General features: G+C 73.3%; 21 protein-coding genes and 2 tRNA genes. 19 read left to right on the forward strand and 4 right to left on the reverse strand.

Going from position 1 to position 26,411, the window contains the following annotated elements:
- The first annotated feature begins 60 nt into the window (after positions 1–60).
- Entirely contained in the window at positions 61–834 is a 774-nt protein-coding gene (locus LOK46_RS09480; protein ID WP_273563538.1) for a ferredoxin--NADP reductase, read from the forward strand.
- Positions 835–859: 25 nt separating this feature from the next.
- Here LOK46_RS09480 and LOK46_RS09485 read toward each other — a convergent pair whose 3' ends face one another.
- A complete protein-coding gene (locus tag LOK46_RS09485) occupies positions 860–1,153 on the reverse strand; it encodes a helix-turn-helix domain-containing protein (RefSeq protein ID WP_273563539.1) in 294 nt (97 codons plus the stop codon).
- A 602-nt stretch (positions 1,154–1,755) separates the two neighbouring features.
- Here LOK46_RS09485 and LOK46_RS09490 point away from each other — a divergent pair.
- The 3 genes from LOK46_RS09490 (at position 1,756) to LOK46_RS09500 (ending at position 3,783) form a co-directional block, all read left to right on the forward strand.
- Positions 1,756–1,822 (forward strand) — tRNA-Ser (locus LOK46_RS09490).
- Positions 1,823–1,954: transfer RNA gene (locus LOK46_RS09495), tRNA-OTHER, on the forward strand. It begins immediately after the preceding tRNA gene.
- A gap of 224 nt (positions 1,955–2,178) precedes the next feature.
- Positions 2,179–3,783, forward strand: coding sequence for a TROVE domain-containing protein (locus LOK46_RS09500; protein WP_273563540.1), 1,605 nt, complete (start codon positions 2,179–2,181; stop codon positions 3,781–3,783).
- 34 nt (positions 3,784–3,817) lie between these two features.
- Here the strand turns inward: LOK46_RS09500 and LOK46_RS09505 are convergent, their stop codons facing one another.
- A complete protein-coding gene (locus LOK46_RS09505; protein WP_273563541.1) occupies positions 3,818–7,267 on the reverse strand; it encodes a DUF3971 domain-containing protein in 3,450 nt (1,149 codons plus the stop codon).
- Positions 7,268–7,450: 183 nt separating this feature from the next.
- Between LOK46_RS09505 and LOK46_RS09510 the strand changes: the two genes are divergently transcribed.
- The 6 genes from LOK46_RS09510 (at position 7,451) to LOK46_RS09535 (ending at position 13,396) form a co-directional block, all read left to right on the forward strand.
- The gene (locus LOK46_RS09510; protein WP_273563542.1) at positions 7,451–7,918 is read left to right on the forward strand and encodes a peroxiredoxin; all 468 of its coding nucleotides are present in this window, start codon (positions 7,451–7,453) and stop codon (positions 7,916–7,918) included.
- Between the two features lie 89 nt (positions 7,919–8,007).
- Positions 8,008–9,237 carry a M23 family metallopeptidase gene (locus LOK46_RS09515; protein WP_273563543.1) on the forward strand — a complete coding sequence of 410 codons (1,230 nt, stop codon included), beginning with the start codon at positions 8,008–8,010 and terminating at the stop codon, positions 9,235–9,237.
- Between the two features lie 158 nt (positions 9,238–9,395).
- Entirely contained in the window at positions 9,396–9,959 is a 564-nt protein-coding gene (locus tag LOK46_RS09520) for a Uma2 family endonuclease (RefSeq protein ID WP_273563544.1), read from the forward strand.
- Between the two features lie 47 nt (positions 9,960–10,006).
- Positions 10,007–10,348 carry a hypothetical protein gene (locus tag LOK46_RS09525; protein ID WP_020096438.1) on the forward strand — a complete coding sequence of 114 codons (342 nt, stop codon included), beginning with the start codon at positions 10,007–10,009 and terminating at the stop codon, positions 10,346–10,348.
- 120 nt (positions 10,349–10,468) lie between these two features.
- Positions 10,469–11,320, forward strand: a complete 852-nt coding sequence (locus tag LOK46_RS09530) for a DUF1206 domain-containing protein (protein WP_273563545.1) — start codon at positions 10,469–10,471, stop codon at positions 11,318–11,320.
- A gap of 87 nt (positions 11,321–11,407) precedes the next feature.
- On the forward strand, positions 11,408–13,396 hold the full coding sequence (locus LOK46_RS09535; RefSeq protein WP_273563546.1) for an SDR family NAD(P)-dependent oxidoreductase: 1,989 nt from the start codon (positions 11,408–11,410) through the stop codon (positions 13,394–13,396).
- 42 nt (positions 13,397–13,438) lie between these two features.
- Here the strand turns inward: LOK46_RS09535 and LOK46_RS09540 are convergent, their stop codons facing one another.
- Positions 13,439–14,464, reverse strand: coding sequence for a cyclase family protein (locus LOK46_RS09540; protein ID WP_273563547.1), 1,026 nt, complete (start codon positions 14,462–14,464; stop codon positions 13,439–13,441).
- A 326-nt stretch (positions 14,465–14,790) separates the two neighbouring features.
- Here LOK46_RS09540 and LOK46_RS09545 point away from each other — a divergent pair, with 326 nt between their 5' ends.
- From LOK46_RS09545 to LOK46_RS09585, 9 genes are all read left to right on the forward strand, one after another.
- Positions 14,791–16,050, forward strand: coding sequence for an ABC transporter substrate-binding protein (locus LOK46_RS09545; protein WP_273563548.1), 1,260 nt, complete (start codon positions 14,791–14,793; stop codon positions 16,048–16,050).
- Between the two features lie 19 nt (positions 16,051–16,069).
- Positions 16,070–16,945, forward strand: coding sequence for a branched-chain amino acid ABC transporter permease (locus LOK46_RS09550; protein ID WP_273563549.1), 876 nt, complete (start codon positions 16,070–16,072; stop codon positions 16,943–16,945).
- Positions 16,946–17,202: 257 nt separating this feature from the next.
- Positions 17,203–18,123: a branched-chain amino acid ABC transporter permease gene (locus LOK46_RS09555; protein WP_273563550.1), complete on the forward strand. Its 921-nt coding sequence runs from the start codon at positions 17,203–17,205 to the stop codon at positions 18,121–18,123.
- Positions 18,120–19,625 carry an ATP-binding cassette domain-containing protein gene (locus LOK46_RS09560; protein ID WP_273563551.1) on the forward strand — a complete coding sequence of 502 codons (1,506 nt, stop codon included), beginning with the start codon at positions 18,120–18,122 and terminating at the stop codon, positions 19,623–19,625. The genes LOK46_RS09555 and LOK46_RS09560 overlap by 4 nt, the downstream gene beginning before the upstream one ends.
- A gap of 297 nt (positions 19,626–19,922) precedes the next feature.
- Entirely contained in the window at positions 19,923–21,164 is a 1,242-nt protein-coding gene (locus tag LOK46_RS09565) for an acyl-CoA dehydrogenase family protein (protein ID WP_273563552.1), read from the forward strand.
- Positions 21,161–22,219, forward strand: a complete 1,059-nt coding sequence (locus LOK46_RS09570) for a phosphotransferase family protein (protein ID WP_273563553.1) — start codon at positions 21,161–21,163, stop codon at positions 22,217–22,219. The genes LOK46_RS09565 and LOK46_RS09570 overlap by 4 nt, the downstream gene beginning before the upstream one ends.
- 2 nt (positions 22,220–22,221) lie before the next feature.
- The gene (locus LOK46_RS09575; RefSeq protein ID WP_273563554.1) at positions 22,222–22,998 is read left to right on the forward strand and encodes an SDR family NAD(P)-dependent oxidoreductase; all 777 of its coding nucleotides are present in this window, start codon (positions 22,222–22,224) and stop codon (positions 22,996–22,998) included.
- A gap of 148 nt (positions 22,999–23,146) precedes the next feature.
- Positions 23,147–23,917 carry an SDR family NAD(P)-dependent oxidoreductase gene (locus LOK46_RS09580; protein ID WP_273563555.1) on the forward strand — a complete coding sequence of 257 codons (771 nt, stop codon included), beginning with the start codon at positions 23,147–23,149 and terminating at the stop codon, positions 23,915–23,917.
- Positions 23,914–25,686 (forward strand): class I adenylate-forming enzyme family protein, encoded by a 1,773-nt coding sequence (locus LOK46_RS09585; RefSeq protein ID WP_273563556.1) that lies wholly within the window; start codon positions 23,914–23,916, stop codon positions 25,684–25,686. The genes LOK46_RS09580 and LOK46_RS09585 overlap by 4 nt, the downstream gene beginning before the upstream one ends.
- On the opposite strand, the gene LOK46_RS09590 is transcribed toward LOK46_RS09585, so the two are convergent.
- Positions 25,653–26,255, reverse strand: a complete 603-nt coding sequence (locus LOK46_RS09590) for a hypothetical protein (RefSeq protein ID WP_273563557.1) — start codon at positions 26,253–26,255, stop codon at positions 25,653–25,655. The genes LOK46_RS09585 and LOK46_RS09590 overlap by 34 nt on opposite strands.
- Between the last annotated feature and the right edge of the window lie 156 nt (positions 26,256–26,411).

A 26,411-nucleotide genomic window follows, 5' to 3' on the forward strand; every position in this document is an offset into this window, starting at 1 on the left:
GGGCCCCGAATCGTCGGGACCGTGAGCCGAGCGTCAGAGGATTCGAGGGCTGATCCGTCGATGAGCAAGTTCTACGAGGAGCGCGTTCTGTCGGTCCACCACTGGACCGACAACCTGTTCTCGTTCCGCACCACGCGGGATCCGGCGTTCCGGTTCCGCAACGGCGAGTTCACCATGATCGGCCTGGAGGTCGAGGGCCGGCCGCTGCTGCGCGCCTACTCGGTGGTGTCGGCCAACTACGAGGAGGAGCTCGAGTTCTTCTCGATCAAGGTCCAGGATGGCCCGCTGACCTCGAAGCTGCAGCACCTGAAGGTCGGCGACCCGATCATCGTCGGCAAGAAGCCCACCGGCACGCTGGTGCTCGACAACCTGCTGCCGGGCCGGAACCTGTACCTGCTGGGCACCGGCACCGGCCTGGCGCCGTTCCTGTCGATCATCAAGGATCCCGAGGCCTACGACCGGTTCGAGAAGGTCGTGCTGGTCCACGGCTGCCGGCAGGTGCAGGAGCTCGCCTACGGCGAGACCATCACCGAGACGCTGCCGCGCCACGAGTTCCTGGGCGAGATGATCTCGAGCCAGCTGGTCTACTACCCGACCGTGACCCGCGAGCCGTTCCGCAACCGCGGCCGGATCACCGACCTGATGGTCTCGGGCAAGCTGTTCGAGGATATCGGCCTGCCGCCGATGTCGATCGAGAACGACCGCTTCATGCTCTGCGGCAGCCCCGACATGATCCGCGACACCCGCGAGCTCCTGACGTCGCGCGGCTACGAGGAGGGCAACCACGGCGAGGCCGCCCATTACGTCATCGAGAAGGCCTTCGTCGAGAAATAGCGCACCCGCGCAGGCCGGTTCGGCTTCAGCCCGGTGCGGTCCGCCGCGCCGGGCTTTTCTGTGCCGGTGCGTCCCCGGACCCGGTCGCGGGGGCGGGGCGCAGGATCGCCCCGTAGCCCTCCTGCGGGTCGCCGACGAAGCGGATGCCCGCCCCCTCGAGGACCGCGCGGATCGCCGCGAGGGTCCGGATGCGGGGCTGGACCTGCTCGCTCTCGATCATGTTCAGGGTGACGACGGAGACCGCGGCGCGGCTCGCGAGAACCCCCTGCGTCCACTTGAGAAGTCCGCGGCCGGCGCGGATCTGGGCGGCAGTGATCATGGCCCCGAGATCGCCCGAACTGAAAGAATTTTCAAGTTTCCGGTTGACGCAGGCCGAGCGCGACCGTATCCACCCCGCCATCGGCCTGCCGGGCCGGTGATCTGAAGTGACCGCACTCTCCGGGTATCCGCGGCCTGCGCGCCGCGGCGGAAGAGTCCGGTTCCCTTCGCGTCAGTCGCTACTGGCAGCCAATCGCAGTTCACCGGCGCGGGCCGGAGACGCTCGGTTATCCCTGTCACGGATCCCCCCGAGCCTCATCGACACGCCCGCGTCACCCGCAGCCCCGTTCGGACGGAGCCTGGCATGAAACAGCACGACGGCATCGGCGTCGCGGCGTTCGCCCGTCCCGGGCTGATGCGACCGTTACGGTCGTATCGCGGGGCTCTCGGCCCGAGAGGCTGAGCGCGTCTCGAGGACCCTGCGGGCCGGCAGGGGACGGTTATCATCGGTAGAGCGCCGCGGGCTTGTCCCGCGGAGGTTGCGGGTTCGATCCCCGCCGGGGGCCGCGAGGTCGCCGGAGCTCATGCCCGTCCCCGACACCACGACCGCAGGGCCCGCGAGACGACCGGGGCGCCGACCGTGCGTGGATTCCGGCCGACGATGCGGGCCGGAGAGGAACGGTTATCTTCACGGAAGGGAGGTCGCGGGTTCGAATCCCGCCGGGCCGCGAGGCCCATAGCTCAGCCCGGATAGAGCGCCCGGACACCGTTCCTCACCCCACGCCCGCATCGCCCGGACGCGGGCCGGAAGACGAAGGTTATCGGGATCCGAGGGGTGCGGGTGCGAGTCCCGCCGGGCCGTCAGGCCCGTAGCTCAAGCAGAGCATCGGACAAGCCCCTCGTCGCCGCCACGCCCGCGCCCGGCCGGACGGAACCCCGCCACCGACCACACGAGATACCGGCCGCGCGCGAGCGGCGGTGGACGACGCGCCGCGGCCGCGTCCCCGCCCGATCGCGCGCGCCGGAACGCGCCACCGGCCGGCGATCGGCCGCGATGGAGAGAGGAGAGACCGAGAGGAGCCCGCCATGACGAAGCTCGCACAGATGTTCCGGCTCCGCGCCACCCCGCAGACGGAGCCGATCCCCGGCACGGTGCCGAACGCCGCCGGAGGCCACGCCTTCGCGGTCGGCGACTGGGCGCGGCTCGACCGCTTCCTGGTGCTCGGCTCCGAGGGCGGCTCGTACTACGCGAGCCCGCGCGCCCTGACCGCCGAGAACGCGGCGGCGGTGCAGCGGTGCATCGCGCAGGACGGCGCCCGCGCGGTCGCCGCCATCGTGGCGGTGAGCGAGGGTGGCCGGGCTCCGAAGCAGGATCCGGCGATCTTCGCCCTGGCGCTGGCCGCCGCGTCGGCGGACCTCGCGACCCGGCGCGCGGCGCTCGCGGCCCTGCCGCGGGTCTGCCGCACCGGCACGCACCTGTTCCAGTTCGCCGCCTCCGTCGAGGCGATGCGCGGCTGGGGCCGGGGCCTGCGCCGGGCGGTCGGTGACTGGTACTGCGCCAAGCCCGTGGAGGCCCTGGCCTTCCAGGCGGTGAAGTACCGGACCCGCCAGGGCTGGTCGCACCGCGACCTCCTGCGGCTGGCCCATCCGGAGACGGGGGAGCCCGCCCGGAAGGCGCTGTTCGACTGGATCTGCCGCGGCACCGTGACCGAGGCCGCCCCCGGGATCGTCCACGCCTTCGCGCGGGTGCAGGCGGAGGGCCTCGACGGGGCGGTGGCCGCCGCCCTGGTGCGCTCCCACGGCCTGCCCTGGGAGGCGCTGCCGACCGGGCTGATGGGCAGCCGCGCCGTGAGCGAGGCCCTGATCGAGCGGATGCCGGTCGGCGCCCTCGTGCGCCAGCTCGGCCGCCTGACGGCCGCGGGGGTGCTCGCGCCCTTCTCGGAGGGCACCGAGCACGTCCGGGCGGTCCTGTCGGACCGGGAGCGGATCCTCCGGGCGCGCCTGCACCCGATGGCGCTGCTGCTGGCCCTCAAGACCTACGCCTCCGGGCACGGTCAGCGGGGCAAGCTCGCCTGGGAGCCGGTGGCGGCGATCGTCGAGGCGCTGAACGCCGCGTTCTACACGGCGTTCGGCGCGGTCGAGCCCACGGGCCGGCGCCTCGTGCTGGCGCTGGACGTCTCGGGCTCGATGGGCGCCAGCACGGTCGCGGGCTCGACGCTCACGGCCCGGGAGGCGGCCGCCGCGATGGCCCTGGTCACCGCGGCGACCGAGGAGCACTGGCAGGTGCTCGGCTTCACCGCCGAGGGCGGCCGGGCCTGGCGCGAGGGAGCCGCGCTGACGCCGCTGCCGATCGGGCCGTCGACGCGGCTCGATCAGGCGGTGCGGGCGACCGCCGACCTGCCGTTCGGCGCCACCGACTGCGCCCTGCCGATGCGCTGGGCGCTGGAGCGGGGCGTGAAGGCCGACGCGTTCGTGGTCTACACGGACTCGGAGACCTGGGCGGGGCCGGTCCACCCGGTCCAGGCGCTGCGGGCGTACCGGGAGAAGACCGGGATCCCGGCGAAGCTGGTGGTCGTGGGGCTGGTCTCCAACGGCTTCAGCATCGCCGACCCGGAGGATCCCGGCATGCTCGACGTGGTCGGCTTCGACACCGCGGCTCCGGCCGTGGTCGCGGATTTCATCCGCGCGTGAGACAGGGGCGGGCGGCTCTTCCGGGCTGCCCGCCCTATTGCTGCGGCACGCCCGGCATCCCGTCCGCGAAGGGGCCGCCGCCGGCGCTGAACAGCTTGCGCAGGAAGCCCGGGGCGATCGCCGAGAGCGGGTTCACGCTCACGTCGGGCGAGGCGAGCTTGCCGGAGACGCGGAAATTGACCGCGAACAGGCCCTCGTTGTGGCCGCCGCCCAGCAGCGGCCCGAGCAGCGGCAGCTGCGAGGCCACGTTGTTCAGGCCGTAGAGCGGCACGAAGGTGCCGGTCATGTCGGTGCGCTCGCGGCCGGTATCGAGCCAGCCCGACAGGGTGAAGCCCATGGCGGCATTCGAGATCGCCGCGTCGGTGAAGTCGACGCGGGTGCCGGTGCGCACGAAATTGGCGCGCATGCGGTCGAAGGTGACGTCGCCCGCCCCCCGGCCCGGGGCGACCCGGCGGCCGCGGGCTGTCTCCGCCTCGGACGGCTCCGGGCCCTGCGCCATGATGCTCGACAGCGCGGGCTCGTTGCGCAGGATGAAGTCGCGGATCTGCACGACGCCGGATTGCGGGCCGTCGTTGAGGCCGATCCCGGCCGTGAGCCGGCCGCCATACATCCGCCGGTACACGTCGACGAACCGCAGCGTCGCGCCGGCATCGGCCGATTCCACCGACAGGGTCGGCACGCCGCGCTCGCCGCGGGTCACCGTGGCGGCGAAGGGGGCGGCGCGGAAGCGCCCGGTGATGTTGGCGGCGCGCAGGGTCTTCCCGTGCAGGGATAGCTTCAGGTTGGCGCCGGTCAGCGCCTCCTCGTTGAAGCCGGTGACGATGGGCACCTGGATGTCGGCGTCGATATCCTTCGGATTCGCGTCCCGCGCCTCCCGGCCGCCCTTCGGGTCGGGGGCGCCCAGCGATTTCAGGAACGGCCGGGCATCGGCCACCGCGCCCCGGACCACGACCTTGTAGCCGCCGCCGGTCCGGTCGAGGCTCACGCGCAGGTCGTCGCCGGGGGAGAGCTTGACGCTGCTCAGGTCCGCCCGCTCCAGGCCGCCCTCCTGGGTGATCGAGACGGTGCCGCGGGCGCTCGCCGGGGCCGCGTCGAGGGCGAAGTCGCGCAGGTCGAAGGTCTGGCCGCTGTCGACGAGGGTGAAGGTGAGCCGGCCCGGCTTGCCCGGGGGCTTGGTCAGCCCCGGGATCAGCCCATCGATCCCGGCCTTCGCCAGGTCCGCCTCGACCCGGATCGGCGGCTTGCCGGACCCCGGCCGGCCGATCTGCACCACCGCGCGGACCGGGATGGTGCCGGTGAGCTGCGGCGCGGTCGGCAGGCCCTTGCGGCCGCGGACCGCCTCGTCGAGCGACACGGTGACCACCGCCTCGCCGGGCTGCCCGACCTTCGGCTGGCGCAGGTCGACCGACATCGGCGCGCCCGCGACCCGGCCGTCGCCCTTCAGCGTGAAGGCGCCCCGATCGTAGACGAGGTTGAACCGGCCCGACTCGAGCCGGTCCCGGCCCATCACCTTGTCGACCGAGAGGTCGGCCAGCGAGCCGGTCAGCGTCACCGGCAGGTCCGGCAGGTCGGGGATGTGCTTGAGGTCGAGGGGGAAGTCGACCCGCAGATCGGCGCTGCCCTTGATCGTGGCGGGGTCGAGGTCGACGCTCATCACGCTCTTGAACAGCTTGGCCTGGAGCACGGAGGCCATGCCGTCGGCGCCGCCGGAGAGCCGCATCCCGATCTGCGCCACGACCCGGTCCGGGGTGATCTGCGGGATGACGAAGGCGCCGTCCGAGATGGCGAGCCCGCGCCCGTCCGGCCCGTGGACCTCGGCGGTCACGTTGCGCACCGTGGTCGAGCGCCCGGTGATCACGCCGACGACGTTGCCCTTGGTCACCGGCGGCGCGTCGGCGGTGACGTCGATGGCCGCGTCCGAGACGTGGAAGTCGATATGGACGGCGTCGTCCGGGGCCGGGTCGCCCCGGGTCGCGGCGGCCAGGACCGAGCCGGACATCTTCACCTTGATGTCGACGGACTCGACCCGGCCGCGGCGGAGCTGGTCCACCAGGTAGGTGCGGGCCGGCGGCGCGATGTGCTCCGGCCAGAGCCGCAGCCCGGTGCGGACCTCGCCGTCGTGGCCGGCGATATGGAGCGTCAGGCCGCCGTCGTCGGCGCTGGTGCCGATCGTGCCGGTGATCGCGCCCTTCACGCCGGGACCCGACAGGGTCAGCGCGTCGATGGCGATGCCGCCGTCCCGGCCCGAGAGCTGCGCGTCGAGGGCGTCGATCTTCACCGGCGCGTCCTGCGGGGTCGCCCCGCGCAGGGTGGCGTCGCGGCTCGCCAGCGTCGCGGTCCAGGCCGTGCTCGCGTCGGGCGGGCTGCCCTTCCACGTCCCCGTGAGGTGCACGGCGTTGCCGGCCCCGCGATAGTCCAGGCCGGTGAGCGACATCACCCGGTTGGCCTCGTCCCAGTCCAGGGAGGCGTCGAGGCTCTCGACCGTGACCGGGTTGAAGTCCTTCTCCTCGATCAGGAACGTGCCGTCGCCGGTGTGGAGCTTGGCGTTCATGGTCCGGATGCGGCCGGCCGTCAGGCTGACGTCGGCGCGGGCCGAGAGCTTCAGGTCGGTGGTCAGCGGCAGGCCGGACTGGCCGGAGAGCAGCAGGAGATCGGTGACCGGCAGGTCGTCGAGGGTGATGACGCCCGAGCGCTCCTGCCCGTCCGCGCCGTCGCGCAGCGTGCCGCCGAAGCGCCACTCGCCGTGCGGCCCGTCGAGCCGCAATTCGAAGTTCCGGGTCCCGTTGACCGGATCGCGCCCGAACAGGCCGTTGACCCGCGCGAAGACCGCGCGCTCGTGGCCGTCCTCGTCGATCAGCCGCAGCCGCGCGTCGGTGACGCGGGCGCGGTCGAGGGCGCCGACCACGCCGCCCGAGTCGAGGACGACCCCGAAGATCGACGCGATCGCGGCCGAGAGCGGCGAGACGGTGCCGCGCACCCCGTCCACGCTCGGCGGCGTGTGCGGCGCGACGTCGACCGGGTGGTTGGCCTCCGAGGCCGCGAAGGCGATGGAGCCGTCCCGGTGCAGCAGCGCGGTGGTCTGCGTCGCGCGGAACTCGATCGAGCGCGGCTGCAGGTTCAGCCGCAGGAGACTCCAGAGGTCGAGGCTGACGAGCGCCAGGGGCGCGCGCACCACGAGGTCGCCCTGCGGGTTGCGGATGTCGAGGCCGGAGAAGCGCAGGCTCAGCGCGTTCTCGCGGTCGAGCTCCAGGCTGCTGCCGCGCAGCCCGATGCTCCAGCCGGGCCCGATCCGCTCGGCCACGGCGGCGGCGACGCGGCGCGACAGGCCGTCGATCTGCAGCGGCCCGTTCGACAGGCGCAGGGCCACGAGGCCGACACCGGCGCCGACGAGCAGCACCAGCGCGAGGGCGCTCGCGAGGCAGACGCCGCCGACGCGTCGCGCCTTCCCCCGAGGCCTGCATGCCGGCGTTGTCTCGTCCGCCATCGGGACCTTTGTTCCGGGGTCTCTGCGCGCGGCGCCCTCGGGCTCCGCGGCCGGTGGATCGAAGCGCGCCCGCGCTTTACAGCGGCCGCGACTCCGGGCTTGGCTCGGACGTGCGCGAGGCCATCGCTCGAGCCGACGCACGAGATCGGTTGCACATCATCAATCGGCCGAAAGGAAGGCACGATGCCGCTGTCAGAGGGGGATCCCGCCCCCGATTTCGACCTTCCCGCCTCGGGCGGAGGGCGTGTCGGACTGTCCGCGCTCCGCGGTCACAAAGTCGTGCTCTACTTCTACCCGAAGGACGACACGAGCGGATGCACGCTGGAGGCGCAGGACTTCAACGGTCTGCTGCCGGCCTTCGCGGAGGCGGACGCCAAGGTCGTCGGCCTGTCGCCGGACTCGGTGAAGAGCCACGACAAGTTCTGCGGCAAGTACAGGCTGACCTTCCCGCTCGCCGCCGACGAGGACAAGACTGTCCTCGAGGCCTACGGCGTCTGGGTCGAGAAGAGCATGTACGGGCGCAAGTACATGGGCGTGGAGCGGACCACCGTGCTGGTCGACCGGGAGGGGCGCGTCGCCAGGATCTGGCCGAAGGTGAAGGTGCCCGGCCACGCCGAGGCCGTCCTGGCGGCCGCGCGCGCGCTGCCCTGACGTCCGCTTGATGTCCCCCTGACGCCCGGCGCGCGACGGATCCTTAACCCTACTGAGGTCTGAATGGCGGCTCCTCCGGTGCCGTCCCGATGCAGCCTCCGAAGTTCCCCGCGCGTCTCCGGCCGCACCGGCCGGCCCCCTGGCTCGCCGCCGGCCTCGCCCTGGCGCTGGCCTGGGCGCTCGGGGCCTCCTACCTGATCGTCTTCCACGACGACGTGCTCGCTGGGTTCGTGGCCCGGCAGGCCGCCCTGCGCGACGCCTACGAGGCGCGCATCGGCGAGCTTCAGGACCGCCTCGACCGCGACCGGAGCGACCGGGCGGGGAGCGAGGCGGGGCTGGCCGACCGGGTCGCGGCCGCCCTGGAGCGCCAGGCCGAGCTGGAGCGGCGCACGGCCGCCCTCGCCGACCTGGAGCGGCAGGCCCTGCCCGAGCCGTCCACGACCGGCGCCCTGCCCGGGCGGCCCGGCGCTGCGCCGGGTGGGAGCTACGACGATCTCTTCCTGCGTCCGACCGAGGGTGCGGCTCCGGCGCCGCGCTCCGCCCGCGATCCCCTGCCCCGCCGCGGCGCGCGCGAGGCCGAGACCGGCCTGATCCGGCTGGAGGCCCGGCTCGACGGCCTGCAGGCGGCCCAGGGCGAGCGCCTCGCCGGGCTGGCCGCCCGGGCCGGGGACGCGGTGCGGCGGCTGCGCGGCCTGATCGGCCGCACCGGTCTCGACCCCGACCGCCTCGATCTCGACCGCACCGGCGCGGCCGTGCCGGCCGCCGGGCTGGGCGGACCATTCGTGCCCCTCGACGGCCGCGCCCTGGACGGCACCGGTTTCGCGGAGGGCCTCGCCCTGGCCCGGCGCACGCTCGACGACGGCGAGCGCCTGCGCCGGCTCGCCGCCACCCTGCCCCTGGCCCGCCCGATCCGGGGGGGCGCGACCGTGTCGAGCCCGTTCGGCACGCGCCTCGACCCCTTCACCCGCGGCCTCGCCCTCCATACCGGGCTGGACCTGAAGGCGGAGTACGGCGAGCCCGCCCGCGCCACCGCGCCGGGCCGGGTGATCGCCGCCGAGGCCGCGGGCGGCTACGGCAACATGGTCGAGATCGACCACGGCCACGGCGTCACCACGCGGTTCGGCCACCTCGCCCGCATCGCGGTCCGCCCCGGGCAGCGCGTGGCCGCGGGCGACGCGGTCGGCGCCGTCGGCTCCACGGGGCGCTCCACCGGGGCGCATCTCCACTACGAGACCCGCATCGACGGCGAGCCGGTGGATCCGCAGCGCTTCCTGGAGGCCGGCGCCACCGTCGCGGCGGCCGGGCTCGGCGCCGACTGAGTCCCTCGCTGCGCCGGTCGCCCTGTGCCGGCGTCCGAGTCCCTGAGGGAGGCCGGCCTGGCATCGGCCGTGGCGCGCGCGCGGGGATGGCCTTCCGAGTCGGACCTGTTGCGGGCGGCCGGCCCGGTGCTACGATCCGGCCGAGGTGGGGATCGGCGATGGCTCTGGCCGCGAAGCGCGACGCGCGGATGGATGTGTCCGAGTTCAGGCTCTGGGTGGAGGGCCGGCCCGCGCACGAGCGCTGGGAGCTGCTCGACGGCGAGCCCGTGCTCATGGCGCCGCCGCGGGAGCGGCATCAGCGAATTGTCATGAACCTGGCGGGACGACTCGACGCCCTGGCGGAGCCGCGAGGCTGCCGCGCCATGCCGGGTCTGGCGATCCTCAGCGCCGCGATGGACGATTTCGCCCCGATCCCCGACGTGGTGGTGCGGTGCGGGCCGCCGCTGCCGGAGGGCTACGCCGCCGACCCGCTCCTCGTCGCCGAAGTGCTCTCGCCCTCGACCATGAGCCTCGACCGCGGCCGGAAGATCGACTTCTACCGGACCGTGCCGCGCCTCGCGGTCCTGCTGATCGTCTATTTCGACGAGGCGCGGGTCGAGGTCTGGCGGCGCGAAGGCGACGACTGGAGCGTCGCGGCCCTCGGGCTCGACGGCACCGTGTCGCTGCCGGAGCTCGACGGCGCCGTGCCGGTGCGCGACCTCTACCGCGGTCTCGCCTTCTGAGCGGCCGCACCCCACCTGATCGAACGGCGAAGCATCAAGGCACCGACTTGCCCCATTTCGAAGATTTCTACGCGGCCAAGCTGCGCGGCTCCCTCGGCGTGACCGACGCCGAGTCGGTGCTCGACCTGCGCGGCACCAACCGGGCGACCGCCGAGGCCTCGCTCAAGGACATGCTGGAGCGCAGCCGCTTCGCCAAGGGCAAGACCGTGGCGATCCGGCTCGATCCGCCCCCGGAGGGCGGCGGCGAGACCCTGTTCCAGCCGGCCGGGCGCCTGCTCCTCGACGCGAAGCGCCGCGGCCTGATCGAGCGCCTGCAGACCCTGCCGGCCCAGGACGGCCTCGGCTTCTACGTGGCGCTCACCGGCCGGGCCGACCGGACGCCCATGTAGGGCGGCCGCGGAGGTTATGCCGGCAACGGATCGGGTGCGCGGCGCCGGGCGTTGAACGCTCCCGCCCCACAGGATGCCGCCCGTGCCCGACGCCCGATTCCCCGAAGCCGGGTCCCGCCGATGAGGACCCTTCCCGGCGGCCGCAACGCGATCGAGCGCATCGCCCGCTTCGGCTACGGCGCCCGCGGCGTGGTCTACATCGTGGTCGGCGCCCTGGCCCTGCTGGCGGCGCTCGGGCATGGCGGCCGGGCCGGCGACAGCAAGGACGCGCTCCGCGCCGTTATGGCCGGGCCGTTCGGCGCGGCCGTCGTCGGCCTGATCGCCCTCGGTCTCGCCGGATTCGCCCTCTGGCGCCTCGTCGAAGGGATCACCGACGCCGACCGGCGGGGCACCTCCGCCAAGGGCCTCGCGGTGCGCGGCGCCCACCTGATCAGCGCCGGGCTCTATCTCGGTCTCGCCGCCAGCGCGGCCTCGCTCAGCCTCGGCCTGGGCATGAGCGGCGGCGACGGCGTGCATGACGGCACCGCGTGGCTCCTGAGCAAGCCTTTCGGCCGCTGGCTCGTGGCCCTCGTCGGCCTCGCGATCGTGGCGGGCGGCTTCGGCTTCCTCGGCAAGGCGTGGCGCGGGGACGTCACCGACCGGCTCGCCCTCGACGCCCGGGCCCGGGACCGCTGGGCCGGCCCGATCGGCCGCTTCGGCTACGCGGCGCGGGGTCTCGCCTTCCTGATCATCGGCGGGTTCCTCGTGGCGGCGGCGTGGCACCAGCGCTCCTCGGATGCCAAGGGTCTGGCCGAGGCCTTCGCGCTGCTGCGCGCCCAGCCCTACGGCTGGATCCTCCTCGGGCTCGTGGCGGCCGGCCACGCCGCCTTCGGGGCCTTCGGGCTGATCCAGGCCCGCTACCGGCACATCGACGCCCCCGACATCGACCGGGTGGACGACGCGGCCGGTGCGGCGGCCCGGGCGCTGGGCTGAGGCCGGCGCCGCCTCCGGCCCCGGACGGGCCGCGTTGACAGGGCCGGTGCCGCGGCGGATACCCCGCGGCATCCCATCCGGCACACGATGCAGCAGCGCCTCTACAAGACCGCGGTGATGGTGACCCACGACCTCGCGGCGACCGCTGCCGCCGTGGTGCTCACCTTCCTGTTCCGCTTCCAGGGCGGCATGCTGGCCGAGCGCCTGCACGCCCTGCCCCTGCTGCTGCCGCCGTTCCTCGTCCTCGCCGGCCTCGTTTACGGCCGCTTCCGGCTCTACCGGACCAAGTGGCGCTTCGCCTCATTGCAGGACCTCGCCGGCATCGTCCGGGCGGCCAGCGTCCTGGCCCTGGCGCTCCTGGTGATCGACTGGGTGCTGGTCTCGTCCGACCTCTACGGCTTCTACTTCTTCGGCAAGATCGCGATCCTGCTCTACTGGGTCCTGCAGATCTTCTTCCTGGGCGGCACGCGTCTCGCGTTCCGCTACCTCAAGGACACCCGCTCCCGGCAGTCGAGCGCGCGGGCCGCCACCGTCCCGACCCTGCTCCTCGGGCGCGGCGCCGACATGGACGTGCTGATCCGGGCGATCGAGGCGGGCTCGGTGCGCAAGCTCGCGCCGCGGGGCATCCTGTCGCCCCGGGCGGACGAGCGCGGCCAGTTCATGCGCGGCGTGCCGGTGCTCGGCGGCTTCCCGGATCTCGAGCGCGTGGTCGCCGACCTCGCCGCCCGCGGCGAGCCGGTGCGGCGGCTCGTGGCCGCCCCGAGCGCCCTCGTGCCGGAGGCGGCGCCGGACGACCTGATCGCCCGCGCCCGGCGCCTCGGCCTGCCCCTGGCCCGGGTCGTCGGCCTCGGCGAGGGCGTGCAGGGGCCGGAACTGGCGCCGCTGGAGATCGAGGACCTGCTGCTGCGGCCGACCGTCGCCATCGACCGGCCGCGCCTGGAGGCGTTCCTGGCCGGCCGCCGGGTCGTGGTGACCGGCGGCGGCGGGTCGATCGGCTCGGAGATCTGCCTGCGGGCCGTGGCCTTCGGGGCCGCCGCCGTGCTGGTGCTCGAATCCTCCGAGCCGGCGCTCCACGGCATCCTCAGCCATCCCGCGATCCTGGCCGCCGAGACCGCCGTGACGGGGGTGCTGGCCGATATCCGCGACCGGGAGCGCACGCACGCGGTGATCGCGGCGTTCCGGCCCGACTACGTGCTCCACGCCGCCGCGCTGAAGCAGGTGCCCTTCCTGGAGCGGGACTGGCAGGAGGGCATCAAGACCAACGTGTTCGGCTCGATCAACGTCGCCGAGGCGGCGGTGGCGGCGGGCGCGCGGGCGCTCGTGATGATCTCCACCGACAAGGCGATCGAGCCGGTCTCGCAGCTCGGCGTCACTAAGCGCTTCGCCGAGATGGTCGCCCAGGCCCTCGACGCCGCGCAGTCGGCGCGGCCGGACCAACCGACCCGGCTGATCGCCGTGCGCTTCGGCAACGTGCTGGGCTCCGTGGGCTCCGTGGTGCCGGTGTTCAAGGCGCAGATCGCCCGGGGCGGACCGGTCACCGTCACCCACCCGGACATGGTCCGCTACTTCATGACCGTGCGGGAGGCCTGCGACCTCGTGCTGACGGCGGCCTCGCACGCCGACGGCGAGGCCCGGTCGGGCGCGGAGCGCGCCGCGGTCTACGTGCTCAAGATGGGGCAGCCGGTGCGGATCGCTGACCTCGCCGAGCGGATGATCCGGCTGGCCGGCTTCGAGCCCGGCACCGAGATCGAGATCGCCTATACCGGCGCCCGGCCCGGCGAGCGGCTCAACGAGATCCTGTTCGCCCGCGAGGAGCCCCGGATCGCCCTGCCGGGCATCGACGGGGTGATGGCGGCGCGGCCGGTCTTCGCCGACAGGGGCCAGCTCGCCGCCTGGGTGGCGCGGCTGCGCGACGCCGTGGCGGCCGGCGACCGGGCGGCCGCCGAGGCCGTGTTCGAGGCGGCCATCCCGCATTTCCGCGAGCGCGCCGTCCTCCGTCCCGGGCCGCCCCAGCAAGCCGCGGAGCCGGTCGGCGACCCGCCGCGCGCCGACGCCGCGCCCGTCGCGCTCGGCTGATCCGGGCGACCTCGGGAGCGCGTCCCGGGACCGCTCCGATCCTCACACCGTGGCGATCGGCGTCGTCGGCGAGCCGACGGCGCCGGGCAGGCGCAGCGGCGGGGCGGTGAGCAGGAAGCGGCTGCGGCCGCGGGCCCGCAGCCAGTCGGCGAGCGGCGTCAGGTGCCACAATTCGCCGAGATTGACCCCGAGCTTGAACAGGCAGTGCTCGTGGAGCGGCAGCGTCGCGCAGCAGGCGGGGCCGGGGCCCGCCGGATAGGCCTCCACCGCGTAGTTGTCGGCGATCAGCGCGCACAGGCCGGTGCGGGTGATCCAGTCGAGGAGGCGCGGATCGCGCCCGTCGAGCCCGGCGCAGAGGTTGTGGACCAGCTTCGGGTCCGGCTCGCCGCCCATGGCGATCAGCCGCTCGGCGAAGCCCGTGTGCAGGCAGACCATGTCGCCCGGCTCCACCACGACGCCGTCGGCCTCCAGGATCCGGGCGAGCTGGTCGTAGCCGACGCGGGTCTTGGCGTCGCCGAGATGGGCGCGCAGGTCGATCATCACGGCCCGGCCCTGCATGCCGGTCTCGGCGAGGCGCTCGATCCCGAGGCGCTTCGCCCGGGACGGCTCATCCGCCGCCTCCGGCGCGCTCGGCCCGACGATGTCGTGGCCGCCGCGGAAGCCGTTGTAGAAGGTCGGCGCGGCGCCCGCCCCGTCCGCGTCGAACAGCGAGCCGACATGGGCGAGCGAGTCCCACTGCGTCGAGTATTGCAGGTGGATCAGCGCGCGGTCGTCGCAGATCACGTCGGTGGCGCCGTCGACCTCCTCGCAGACCGGGAAGTTCATGTTCGGCCGGCCGTTGGCGCGGCGCGTCGGGGTGATCCGCGGCGGGTGGCGGCGCGGGTTCAGGACGTTGCCGCCCGGCAGGTCCAGCGGCAGGCTGAGGCAGAAGGTGAGGCCTTCGCGCACCTCGGCGACGCCCTGCAGCACCTTCTCGGGGGTGAGCAGGTTCAGGCGCCCCCGCTCGTCGTCGGGGCCAAAATCCCCCCAGGTCGAGCCCTCGGGCCGCCGCGTCCAGCGCAGGGTCATGCCTGTGGTTCCCCTGCCCGCGCCGGCCGCGGAGCGGGCCGCTTCCTGAGGCTCCGGGGCCGCGGTCCGGGGCGAACCCCGGCCGCGGCCGAGCGTGCGTTTCCCACCGGACCGTGCCCTTCTTCGAGGCCGCCGGGCCCGCGCTTCGCAGGGCCGCGGCGAGCCTAGGCCGCCGCTGCGCGCGGCGATACCCCGGGCGGAAAACGACTCGGTGCAAACGTCACCGGCCGGTCCCGAACGGCCCCTTGTGATCCGTCGGAGCGCGGGTACAGTCCGGGCCAAGCCCGCGAATATAAAATTCGGGCACTGGGATTGAGGGAACGCCGATGTCCGAGACCGTGCGCGCCGCCGCCCGGGTTGCCCCGATTCGGCGCACGCTGCCCGCGCTGATCGCCGCGGGGCTGGTCGCCGCCGGGCCCGTCCGGGCCGCCGATCCGATCAGGATCGGGGTGATCGCCGAGGCGCAGTCCGTGGCCGGGGCCTCGATCCCGCAGGCCGTCCAGCTCGCCGCCGACGAGATCAACGCCAAGGGCGGCATCGACGGCCGCCAGATCCAGGTCGTCACCTACGACAACAAGTCCTCCGCCTCCGACGCGGTCCGCGCCTTCCAGCGGGCGGTCTCCGAGGACAAGGTCAACCTCGTCATCGCCAGCTACATCTCGGAGGTCGTGCTGGCACTCATGCCCTGGGCGGCCCGGCTCAAGACGCCGATGATCACGCCCGGCGCGGCCTCGAACGAGATCAGCGTCGCGGTCCACAAGGACTACGCCCGCAACAAGTACACCTTCCACGGCTACCTGACCTCGCACGCCCTGGCGCAGGCGGTCTGCGACTCGGCCAAGGAGGTGCTGGTCGAGAAGCTCAAGGCCAAGACCGCCGCGATCATGAGCGAGGACGCGGCCTGGACCCGGCCGCTCGACGCCGCCTACCAGGAATGCCTGCCGAAATCCGGGCTGAAGGTGGTCGAGCACGTCCGCTTCTCGCCGGACACGGGCGACTTCACGCCGATCTACAACAAGATCGAGGCGGCCAAGCCCGACCTGATCGTCACCGGCATCGCCCATGTCGGCGTCCAGCCGACGGTGCAGTGGCAGAACCAGCAGGTGCCGATCGCCATGACGGGGATCAGCGGCCAGGCGACCTCCTCGACCTTCTGGGCCAACACCAACGGCGGCACGCAGGGCGTGCTGTTCGACAGCGTGGCGCTGCCGGGCGTGGCGCTCACCGAGAAGACGATCCCCTTCGGTGAGGCCTTCGCCAAGCGCTTCGGCGGCGCGCCCTCCTACGCGGGCTTCATGGCGTACGACGCCGTCTACTACAGCGCGGAGGCGATCAAGCGGGCCGGCTCCACGGAGGCCGACAAGCTCGTCGAGGCCCTGGAGAAGACCGACTACGTCGGCACGGTCGGGCATCTCAAGTTCTACGGCAAGGACGACCCGTTCACCCACTCGATCCAGTACGGGCCCGGCCTGATGACCAGCGTGCTCGGGCAGTGGCAGAACGGCAAGCAGGTGGCGATCTGGCCGGCCGCGACCGCCAACGGGACCATGATCCTGCCCCCTGCGGTCAAGCCGGCGGTCCAGTAGGTCGGGCGGGGAGAGCGCGGTGATCGGCCTCCAGATCCTCGTCGACGGTTTCGCGATCTCGGCCCTCTACGCGCTCGGCGCGATGGGCTTCACCCTGATCTTCGGGGTCTCGGGCGTCCTCAACCTGACCCACGGCGCCCTGATGGTCATGGCCGCGGTGGCGGCCTGGGCGGCCTCGGCGCTGTTCGGACTCGGCTCCTACGCGGGCGCGGCGATCGGCATCCTGTGCGGGCTCGCGGGCGCGCTGGTCACCTACTTCGCGGTGGTCGCGCCGATCGAGCGCAGCCGGGCGATCCCGCGGGAGGAGAAGGAGATCTTCGTGCTCACCGGCACCCTGCTCTGGGGGATCATGATCCAGGAGCTGGTGGCCTACTTCTTCACCGACAACCCGAAGACCGTGCTGCCGATCGTCGAGGGCGTCTTCGAGATCGCGGGCGTGCGGACGCCGCGGAACCAGGTCTTCACCGCGGTGATCTGCTGGATCGTGATCGGCCTGCTCTGGCTGTTCGTGAACCGGGCGCGGGCCGGCAAGGTCCTCCTCGCGGCCTCCATGAATCCGCGGGGCGTCACGCTGCTCGGCCACGACATGGGCAAGATCTACGTGGCGGTCTGGGCGATCTACGGCCTGCTCGCCGGCACCGCCGGGGTGCTGCTCGGGATGTTCCTGGGAGTGTCCTCGTACTCGGTGGGGCCGCTCACCGCGAGCGCCTTCTCGATCGTGGTGCTGGGCGGCTTGGGCAGCGTCACCGGCTCGCTGATCGCCGCCTACGTGGTGGGGTACCTCGAGACCGCCACCGCCTACCTGATCTCGCCGGCCTACCGGGTGATCCCGGCACTGCTCCTGCTGGTCGCCGTCATGTACCTGCGCCCGCAGGGCCTGCTGGGGCGGCGGTGATGATGGAACCGGAGTGGGGCATCGACGCCGGCCGCAGAGCGCGACGCACCCCCTCTCCCGAGCGGGGGAGGGCTGGGGTGAGGGATGAGAAGGCTCCGGATGGAGCACCCTATCCCCGCGCATTCCGGTCGCGCCTCGTCCTGCAAGACCTGATCCCTCCCCCTGTCCCTCTCCCGCACTGGAGAGGGGACCCGCGCCTTGCCCGTATCGCTTCGGGCAATCGGATCCCTCGCAGTCGGTCCCGGTCTGGCTAATCCATGAAGCTCCTCACCATCCCCGGCTTCTGGATCGCGATCCTCGCCGTCGCGGCCGCCGCCACCCTGCCCTGGTGGGTCTCCGGCTACATCCTCGGCCTCCTGACCATCGCCTACTATTTCGGCGTGTTCTCCATGGCCTGGGACCTGCTCTTCGGCTTCGCCGGCGAGGTGAACTTCGGCCCGACCTTCCTGATCGGCCTCGGGGCCTACGGTGCCGGCATCCTCAACAACCGCTACGAGCTGCCGATCCCCTACTGCCTCGCGGTCGGGACGGTGCTCGCCGTGGTCGGCGGCCTCGCCCTGGCGCTGCCGGCGCTAAAGGTGCGCGGGCCCTATTTCGGCCTGATCACCCTGGTGGCGGTGCTGCTCCTGCAGAACATGATCGTGGTCTTCTCCGGCCTCACCGGCGGCGAGATCGGCCTGACCGTACCCGACGTCATCTCGATCGACGCCGACACCAATTACTGGCTGGCGCTCGGCTTCATGGCGGTCTCCGGCCTGATCCTCACCGCCATCGCGCGCTCGCCCGCGGGGCTGATCCTCCAGGCCGCCGGGCAGGACCCGGTGGTGACCGGGGCGCTCGGCTTCAACGTCGCCAAGCACAAGCTCGCGGCCTTCGCGGTCAGCGCCGCCTTCTCGGGCCTCGCGGGCGGGCTGGTGGTCTTCTACATGGGCACCGCCTCGGTCGGCACGCTGATCAACACGTCGGTCGGCGTGCAGGTGATCATCGCGGCGGTGCTCGGCGGCCGGCGCACCATCGTGGGCGCGGCGCTCGGCGCCGTGTTCCTGATCGCGGCGGGCGAGCTGCTGCGCCCGCTCGGCGGCCTCTCGACCTTCGTGGTCTCGGCGGTGGCGCTGCTGGTGATCCTGTTCGTGCCCTCGGGGCTGCTCGGCCTCGGATCGCTCCGGAGAGCCCGATGACCGTCGCCGTCGCGCCCCCGCCGGCCGTGTCGCCCGTCCTGGCCGAGCCCTGCCTCACCGTGCGCGGCCTGACCAAGCGCTACGGCGGCCTCGTCGCCGTCAAGGAGATCGACCTCGACCTGCGGCCCGGCGAGATCCTCGGCCTGATCGGCCCGAACGGCTCGGGCAAGTCCACCGTGATGAAGCTGATCATGGGGCTGGAGCGCCCGAGCGCCGGCTCGATCCGCCTCGACGGCGCCGAGATCGGCGGCATGCCGGCCCACCGGGTGGCGCGCTCCGGGATCGGGCTCGTGTTCCAGCACGCGCGGCCGCTCCAGCGGCAGACCGTGCTGGAGAACATCAGCCTCGCGCTCCTGCCCGACAGCCTGATCCGGCTGGCCGCCGACCCGCACGTGGCGCGGCGCGCGAAAGAAATCGCCGAGCGCGTGGGCCTCGGCGCCGTCGTCGACCGGCGTCCCGGCACCCTGCCCTTCGCCGACCTGCGCCGGCTGGAACTCGCAAAGGCCATCGCCCGCGACCCCCGGGTGGTGCTGGTCGACGAGCCCTTCGCGGGCCTGACCGGCGGCGAGGTCGCGGCCTTCTCGGAGCTGATCCGCGGCTTCCGCGACGAGGGCAAGGCCGTGCTCCTCGTCGACCACAACGTGAAGAGCGTCGCGGCCATCGTCGACCGGGTCTTCGCCATGTATCTCGGCGAGCGCATCGCCGAGGGCTCGGCCGAGTCCGTGATGGCCGACCCGACCGTGCGCCGGGTCTATCTCGGCGGCAGCATCGAGACGGCGGCCCGGCCCGAGGCGGCGTTCAAGCCGGACTCGCTGCTCACCGTCGAGGGCGTCGACGTGCTCTACGGCAAGGCGCAGGCCCTGCGCTCCGCCTCGATCCACGTCCACGAGGGCGAGTTCGTCTCGGTGGTGGGCCTGAACGGCGCCGGCAAGACCACGCTGTTCAACGCCATCTCGGGCCTCGTGCCGCATACCGGCGCGATCCGGTTCGACGGCCAGGACCTCGCCCGGATGAAGCCCGCCGCCATCGCGCGGGCCGGCATCGTCCAGGTGCCGGAGACCCGCGAGCTGTTCGGCGACCTCAGCGTGCGCGAGAACCTCGATCTCGGCGGCCAGCACTTCCCGAAGGCCGAGAGCGCCAAGCAGCGGGAGTGGCTCTACGAGCTGTTCCCGATCCTCAAGGCCCGCGAGGGCCAGACCGCCCGCACCCTCTCGGGCGGGGAGCAGCAGATGCTGACCATCGCCCGGGCGCTGATGATGCGGCCGCGCCTCCTGATCCTCGACGAGCCGACGCTCGGCCTCGCCCCGGTGATCCTGGAGCTGCTGTCGAAGGCGCTGGAGAAGCTGCGTCAGACCACGCCGATCACGGTCCTGCTCGGCGAGCAGAACGTCACCTTCGCGCTCCCCCACGCCGACCGGGTCTACGTGCTGGAGCAGGCGCGGATCGTCTGGGAAGGGCCGCCGCAGCGCTTCGCCAGCGAGATGGGATCGGCCTATCTGTGAGCGGCGGCGTGATGTGGGTCGATCGAGCGTCACGTTCGATTCGGGTCGGAGCGCGGGTCCCCTCTCCCGTACGGGAGAGGGACAGGGTGAGGGATCAGGTCTGTCCAGAGAGGGCTCGACCTGACTGCGCGACAAGGGCGGGCTCGATCCTGTGGCTTCTCGTCCCTCACCCCAACCCTCTCCCGCACGGGAGAGGGGGCGCGTCGCGCCGTGGGTGAAGGCAATGGGAAGGCGGGCAGCCCGCGCACGCAAGCTCGGTGCGCTCTCCCGGCAGAGAAACCCTAGGGAGCGGACACCGTGGACTTCACCCTCTCCCAGTCCCAGACGCACTGGCTGACCCGCGTCCGCGCCTTCATCGCCGACGCGATCCTGCCGGCCGCCGCCGCGGTGGCGGCCGAGCGCGCGCAGAGCCGCGAACCCTCCCCCACGATGGAGCGGCTGAAGGAGAAGGCCCGGGCCGAGTGCCTGTGGAACCTGTTCCTGCCGCCCTCCCCCGAGCACGACACCGACGCCTATCGCGGCGCCGGCCTGACCAACCTCGATTACGCCCTCTGCGCCGAAGAGATGGGCCGTGTCGGGATCGCCTCGGAGGTGTTCAACTGCGCGGCGCCCGACACCGGCAACATGGAGGTGCTGCACCGCTACGGCACTGCGACCCAGAAGGACCGGTGGCTCAAGCCCCTGATGGCCGGAGAGATCCGCTCGGCCTTCCTGATGACCGAGCCGGAGGTCGCCTCCTCGGACGCCACCAACATCAGCACGTCGATACGCCGCGACGGCGACCACTACGTCATCCACGGCCGCAAATGGTGGTCGACCGGCGTCGGCGATCCGCGCTGCCGCATCGCGATCCTGATGGGCAAGACCGATCCGGAGGCCCCCCGCCACCGGCAGCAATCGCAGATCCTCGTGCCCATGGACACGCCGGGGGTCAGGGTGGAGCGCCTGCTCCCGGTCTTCGGCTACGAGGACGCGCCCAAGGGCCACGGCGAGGTGGTGCTGGAGAACGTTCGCGTGCCGGCCGAGAACCTGATCCTCGGCGAGGGGCGCGGCTTCGAGATCGCGCAAGGTAGGCTCGGGCCAGGCCGCATCCACCACTGCATGCGCACCGTCGGGGCGGCCGAGGTGGCGCTGGAGGCCATGGCGCGGCGGCTCGTGTCCCGCGTCGCCTTCGGCAAGCGGATCAGCGAGCAGTCGGTCTGGGAGCAGCGGGTCGCCGAGGCGCGGATCGACATCGAGATGACCCGCCTCCTCTGCCTGAAGGCCGCCGACATGATGGACAAGGTCGGCAACAAGGGCGCCAAGCTCGAGATCGCCATGATCAAGGTCGCGGCGCCGCGGGTCGCCCTCAAGGTGATCGACGACGCCATCCAGGCCCATGGCGGCGCCGGCGTCTCGGAGGATTTCGGGCTCGCCAAGATGTACGCCCATATCCGCACCCTGCGGCTCGCCGACGGGCCGGACGAGGTCCACAACCGCTCGATCGCCCGGCTGGAATTCGGGCGCTACACCAACAGAAGCGAGGCGGAGCGCGCATGAGCGACGCCGATGTCTTCTCCGGCGTGAAGCCGGTCGAGCCGCGCCACCGGATCGACGAGGCGCGGCTTTCCGCCTGGATGGAAGGGCACGTCCGCGGCTACGCCGGCCCGCTGACCGTGCAGCAGTTCCGCGGCGGCCAGTCGAACCCGACCTACCGGCTCGACACGCCCGGCCAGGCCTACGTGCTGCGCCGGAAACCCTTCGGCGCGCTCCTCCCCTCCGCGCACGCGGTGGACCGCGAGTTCCGGGTGATCGGCGCCCTCTACGGCGAGGGCTTCCCGGTGCCGCGCCCCTTCGCGCTGTGCGAGGATCCCGACATCATCGGCGCGGCCTTCTACGTGATGGAGGCGGTCGACGGTGCCGTGCACTGGGACGGGGCGTTGCCGGGCCTCGACCCCCACGCCCGCCACCGGCACTATGCCGGCATGATCGCGACGCTCGCCCGGCTCCACGCCATCGACCCGGAGGCGGCGGGGCTCGCCGATTACGGCCGGCCCGGCAACTACTTCGCCCGGCAGGTCGACCGCTGGACTCGCCAGTACCGCGCCGCCGAGGACGGGCGCCTGGAGGATGTCGAGCGCCTGATCGCGTGGCTGCCCCGGACCGTGCCGGAGCAGCAGGGTGCCTGCGTGGTCCACGGCGACTACCGCCTCGACAACCTGATCTTCTCCCGCGACGGCGGCGTCAGCGCCGTCCTCGACTGGGAGCTGTCGACGCTCGGCGATCCGCTCGCCGATTTCAGCTACCTGCTGATGCAGTGGGAATTGCCGGCCGACGGGCGCAGCGGGCTCGGTGGGCTCGACCTGACGGCTCTGGGTATCCCCACCCGGGACGAGGCGGTGGCGCTGTACTGCCGGGCGGCCGATCGGAAAAGCCTGCCCGACCTCGACTGGTACTTCGCCTACAACCTGTTCCGGCTGGTCGGCATCCTGCAGGGGGTTGCCGCCCGCGCCAAGGCTGGCAACGCCGCGAGCGAGCACGCCTCCGCCATGGCGGCGCGCGTGCCGAAGCTCGCCGCCGCGGCCTGGGTCTTCGCCGAGCGGGCGGGGGCCTGAGCATGGAGCTCGCCGGCCGCGTCGTCGCCGTCACGGGGGCCGCACGGGGCATCGGCCGGGCGCTCGCGGTCGCGGCCAGGGCCCGGGGCGCGACGATCGTGGCCCTCGACCGGGACGGGGACGGGGCGGAGGCCGCGGCGGCGGAACTCGGCGGACGGGCCTTCAGGCTCGACGTCGGCGACGCGGAGGCGGTCGCCGCGATCCTGGCACGGATCGAGGCCGAGATCGGCCCGGTCGCGCTCTACTGTTCCAACGCCGGCATCCTGGAGCGCGACCCCGATCCGGATCTCGCCACCTCCGCCGACCCGGAGAGCTGGGCGCGCGCCTGGGCGGTGAACGTGATGGGCCACGTCCACGCGGCGCGGGTGCTGGTTCCGCTCTGGCGCGCCCGGGGCGGGGGCGCGTTCCTCGGCACGGTCTCGGCCGCGGGGCTGCTCAGCCAGATCGGCAGCGCCACCTACTCGGCCACCAAGCACGCGGCGCTCGCCTTCCTGGAGCACCTCGCCATCGCCCATGCCGAGGACGGGATCCGGGTCGCCGCCCTGTGCCCGCAGGGCGTCGACACCGCCATGCTGGGGGCCGCCAGCGCCGCGTCGCGCGACGGCGTGCTGGCGCCGGAGGCCGTGGCCGAAGCCGCCCTCGACGGGCTGGCGGCGGGGCGTTTCCTGATCCTGCCGCACCCGCAGGTGGCCGAGTACGCCCGCCGCCGGGCCGAGGATCCCGAGCGCTGGCTCGCCGGCATGGCGCGCCTGCGCCGGTCGATGCGGGCGGGGCCATGACGATGGGCGCCGTCCGGCGAGATTGTCGGCGGCCGGACGGGGCGCGGGTCCCCTCTCCCGTGCGGGAGAGGGGGCGCGTCGCGGCCGCCAGATCCCGCGGAACGACGATCGAAGCCGTTCGCCAGTTCATCCAGCGCAGAGGCGAGCCATGTCCCTGTTCGATCTGACCGGCAAAACCGCCCTCATCACCGGCTCGTCCCGGGGCATCGGGCGGGCGATCGCCCTGCGGATGGCCGAGCACGGCGCCCGGGTGGTGATCTCGTCGCGCAAGCGCGAGGCCTGCGAGGCGGTCGTGGCCGAGATCGAGGCCGCCCACGGCGCCGGCCGCGCCGTGGCGATCCCGGCCAGCATCTCGGTGAAGGAGGAGCTGGAAACCCTGGTCGCCGAGACCGAGAACCGGCTCGGGCCGGTCGACGTGCTGGTCTGCAACGCCGCCAGCAACCCCTATTACGGGCCGCTGGCCGGCATCTCCGACGCGCAGTTCCGGAAGATCCTCGAGAACAACGTCCTGTCGAACCACTGGCTGATCCAGAGGGTCGCCCCCGGCATGGTGGCGCGGCGCGACGGCGCCATCGTCATCGTCTCCTCGATCGGGGCGCTCAAGGGCTCGCCGGTCATCGGCGCCTACAACGTCTCGAAGGCCGCCGACCTCCAGCTCGCCCGCAACTACGCGGTGGAGTACGGCCCCGCCAACGTGCGGGTGAACTGCCTCTGCCCGGGGCTGATCCGCACCGACTTCGCCCGGGCCCTGTGGGAGGATCCGGAGATGCTGGCCGCCACCACGGACGCCGCCCCCCTGCGCCGGATCGGCGAGCCCGACGAGATCGCCGGCGCGGCCGTGTTCCTGGCCTCGGCGGCCAGCCGGTTCGTGACCGGCCAGGCGCTCGTGATCGACGGCGGCGTGACGATCGCGCGATGAGCTCCGATCCCCGCATCCCCGCCGGCTGGCCGGCCCTGCCCTTCCGCGAGGCCGAGGCGCGGCTCACCGCCTCAGGGGGGCCCTTCGCGATCACGACGATCGACATCCGAGGCGTGCCGACCCGGATCTGGGAGAAGGCCCCGCCGACGCTCGGCGACCTGTTCCGGATCGCGCGCGGCCACGGGGACAAGACCTTCGTGGTCTACCAGGACGAGCGCGTGACCTTCACGGGCTTCGCCCGCGCCGCCACCGCCCTGGCGCGGGCGCTCGTCGAGGCCGGCGTGCGCAAGGGCGACCGGGTCGCCATCGCGCAGCGCAACCTGCCCGAATGGCCGGTGAGCTATTTCGGCGCCCTGCTTGCCGGGGCGATCGCGACGCCGCTCAACGCGTGGTGGACCGGGCCCGAACTCGCCTACGGGCTGCAGCATTCGGGGGCGCGGGTGCTGATCGCCGACGGCGAGCGCTTCGACCGCATCGCCCCGCACCTGCCCGAGTGCCCGGCCCTCGAGCGGGTCCTCACCACCCGGACGGCGCGGGACCCCCGGGCGACGCCGCTCGCCGACATCGTCGGGCCGGTTCGGGACTGGGGCGCCCTGCCCGACATGCCCCCGCCCGACATCGCCCTCGACCCGGAGGACGACGCGACCCTGTTCTACACCTCGGGCACGACGGGCAAGCCGAAAGGAGCCGTCGGCACCCACCGGGCGGCCGCCACCACGGTGATGGCCTACCCCTACTCGGCGGCGCGCAGCGCCCTGCGCCGGGGCGAGGCGCCGCCGAAGCCCGACCCGGCCGCGCCGCAGCGGGCGGCGCTGCTGGTGATCCCGCTGTTCCACGTCACCGGCTGCCACGCGAGCCTGGGGGCGGCCCTCTACGGTGGCCACCGGTTGGTGATGATGCACCGCTGGGACGCGGGCGCGGCCCTCGACCTGATCGAGCGGGAGGGCTGCACCAGCGCGGGCGGCGTGCCGACCATCGCGTGGCAGCTCGCCAACGCGGCCCGCGAGGCCGGCCGGCCCCTGCCGACCCTCGAGGGCGTCACCTACGGCGGCGCCCCGGCCGCCGGCGACCTCGTGCGGGCGCTGGGCGAGGCCCTGCCGCGGGTCGTCCCGGGCACCGGCTGGGGCATGACCGAGACCTCGGCGACCTTCACCCACCACCAGGGCGAGGATTACCTCGCCCACCCGGAATCCTGCGGCCCGCCCCTGCCGGTCTGCGAGGTGCGGATCCTCGATCCCCTCGGGCAGGATCTGCCGCCGGGCAGCGTCGGCGAACTGTGCGTGAAGGGCCCGAACGTGGTCCGCGGCTACTGGGACGACCCGGCCGCCACCGCGGAGGTCCTCTCCGAGGGCTGGCTGCGCACCGGCGACCTCGGCCGCGCCGACGACGAGGGCTTCCTGACCATCGTCGACCGGATCAAGGACATGCTGATCCGCGGCGGCGAGAACATCTACTGCTGCGAGGTCGAGAACGCCCTCTACGAGCACCCGGACGTGATCGACGCCGTGGTGCTGCCGGTGCCCCACCCGACGCTGGGCGAGGAGCCCGGCGCCATCGTGGTGCTCGCCGAGGGCGCCGAGGCCGGGCCGGAGGCAATCCGCGCCTTCGCGGCCGAGCGGCTCGCGGCGTTCAAGGTGCCGGTGCGGATCGAGATCTGGGACGGGCTCCTGCCCCGCAACCCCGCCGGGAAGATCCTGCGGGCGCCCCTGCGGGCGGTGTTCGCGGCGGGTTCAGGTCAGAACGGCTCGCCCTCGTCGTCCGGGCGGTAGACCCGCAGGGTGCGGCCGTCGGGGAACTGCACCGTCCGGCGGTGGACAACGACGTAGCCGGCGGCCTGGGCGCTGCTCAGGCGGTCGAGGCGGTCGTCGGTGTAGCCCGCGGCGTAACCCGGCGCGTAGCCGTAGCCGTAGCCCGGCCCGTAATTGTAGGCCCGGTAGCGGGCGTAGCCCTCCGGGGGGGGCGGTGCCGCCGCGACGACCTGCGGGGCGCCCCGGAAGGTCCGGGCCGGCGCCGCCGCGACGCGGGCGCGGCGCGGCGCGGCGGCGACCCGCTTGGGCACCGACGCCGCGCGGGCGGCCTTCGGCTCCGGCGCGCGTCGCACGGCCACGGCCACGGCCTTCCGCCGGGCGGGGGGCGACCGGGTCTCGGTCGCCGCGGCGGGGGTCGCGGCGGACGGCGCCGGCGCGGCGGCCTTCGGGTCGGAGGCCGGCGCCTTCGGGGGCACGGCCTTGTGGGCCGGCGGATCCGTCCAGGTCGTGGCGGCGGATTCGGCGGAGGCGCCGCCGATCCCGAGGATCAGCATGAGGGCGGCGAGGCTCGTTCGCGCACCGTGCGGCATGGTGCCCTCCTGTCATCGCGGGGTTTCGGACAGATCCGCGGAGCAGCGCAACAATAGATCGAACCGCCGCGCAGGGGAATCGCGTCGCTGCATTTCCACCAGGATCGCCGAAACACGTTTAATACGGATGACGCGCGCCGGCGGATGCCGTCCGGC

This window comes from Methylobacterium sp. NMS14P (assembly GCF_028583545.1).
Lineage (GTDB): Bacteria > Pseudomonadota > Alphaproteobacteria > Rhizobiales > Beijerinckiaceae > Methylobacterium.

Excerpts from the sequence above, each read along its gene's own strand:
- LOK46_RS09575 (WP_273563554.1), top strand. The coding sequence starts at position 22,222 with ATGGAGCTCGCCGGCCGCGTCGTCGCCGTCACGGGGGCCGCACGGGGC.
- LOK46_RS09480 (WP_273563538.1), top strand. The coding sequence starts at position 61 with ATGAGCAAGTTCTACGAGGAGCGCGTTCTGTCGGTCCACCACTGGACC.
- LOK46_RS09505 (WP_273563541.1), bottom strand. The coding sequence starts at position 7,267 with ATGGCGGACGAGACAACGCCGGCATGCAGGCCTCGGGGGAAGGCGCGA.
- LOK46_RS09500 (WP_273563540.1), top strand. The coding sequence starts at position 2,179 with ATGACGAAGCTCGCACAGATGTTCCGGCTCCGCGCCACCCCGCAGACG.
- LOK46_RS09515 (WP_273563543.1), top strand. The coding sequence starts at position 8,008 with ATGCAGCCTCCGAAGTTCCCCGCGCGTCTCCGGCCGCACCGGCCGGCC.
- LOK46_RS09530 (WP_273563545.1), top strand. The coding sequence starts at position 10,469 with ATGAGGACCCTTCCCGGCGGCCGCAACGCGATCGAGCGCATCGCCCGC.
- LOK46_RS09590 (WP_273563557.1), bottom strand. The coding sequence starts at position 26,255 with ATGCCGCACGGTGCGCGAACGAGCCTCGCCGCCCTCATGCTGATCCTC.
- LOK46_RS09520 (WP_273563544.1), top strand. The coding sequence starts at position 9,396 with ATGGCTCTGGCCGCGAAGCGCGACGCGCGGATGGATGTGTCCGAGTTC.
- LOK46_RS09535 (WP_273563546.1), top strand. The coding sequence starts at position 11,408 with ATGCAGCAGCGCCTCTACAAGACCGCGGTGATGGTGACCCACGACCTC.
- LOK46_RS09585 (WP_273563556.1), top strand. The coding sequence starts at position 23,914 with ATGAGCTCCGATCCCCGCATCCCCGCCGGCTGGCCGGCCCTGCCCTTC.
- LOK46_RS09560 (WP_273563551.1), top strand. The coding sequence starts at position 18,120 with ATGACCGTCGCCGTCGCGCCCCCGCCGGCCGTGTCGCCCGTCCTGGCC.
- LOK46_RS09555 (WP_273563550.1), top strand. The coding sequence starts at position 17,203 with ATGAAGCTCCTCACCATCCCCGGCTTCTGGATCGCGATCCTCGCCGTC.
- LOK46_RS09510 (WP_273563542.1), top strand. The coding sequence starts at position 7,451 with ATGCCGCTGTCAGAGGGGGATCCCGCCCCCGATTTCGACCTTCCCGCC.
- LOK46_RS09540 (WP_273563547.1), bottom strand. The coding sequence starts at position 14,464 with ATGACCCTGCGCTGGACGCGGCGGCCCGAGGGCTCGACCTGGGGGGAT.
- LOK46_RS09545 (WP_273563548.1), top strand. The coding sequence starts at position 14,791 with ATGTCCGAGACCGTGCGCGCCGCCGCCCGGGTTGCCCCGATTCGGCGC.
- LOK46_RS09485 (WP_273563539.1), bottom strand. The coding sequence starts at position 1,153 with ATGATCACTGCCGCCCAGATCCGCGCCGGCCGCGGACTTCTCAAGTGG.
- LOK46_RS09580 (WP_273563555.1), top strand. The coding sequence starts at position 23,147 with ATGTCCCTGTTCGATCTGACCGGCAAAACCGCCCTCATCACCGGCTCG.
- LOK46_RS09570 (WP_273563553.1), top strand. The coding sequence starts at position 21,161 with ATGAGCGACGCCGATGTCTTCTCCGGCGTGAAGCCGGTCGAGCCGCGC.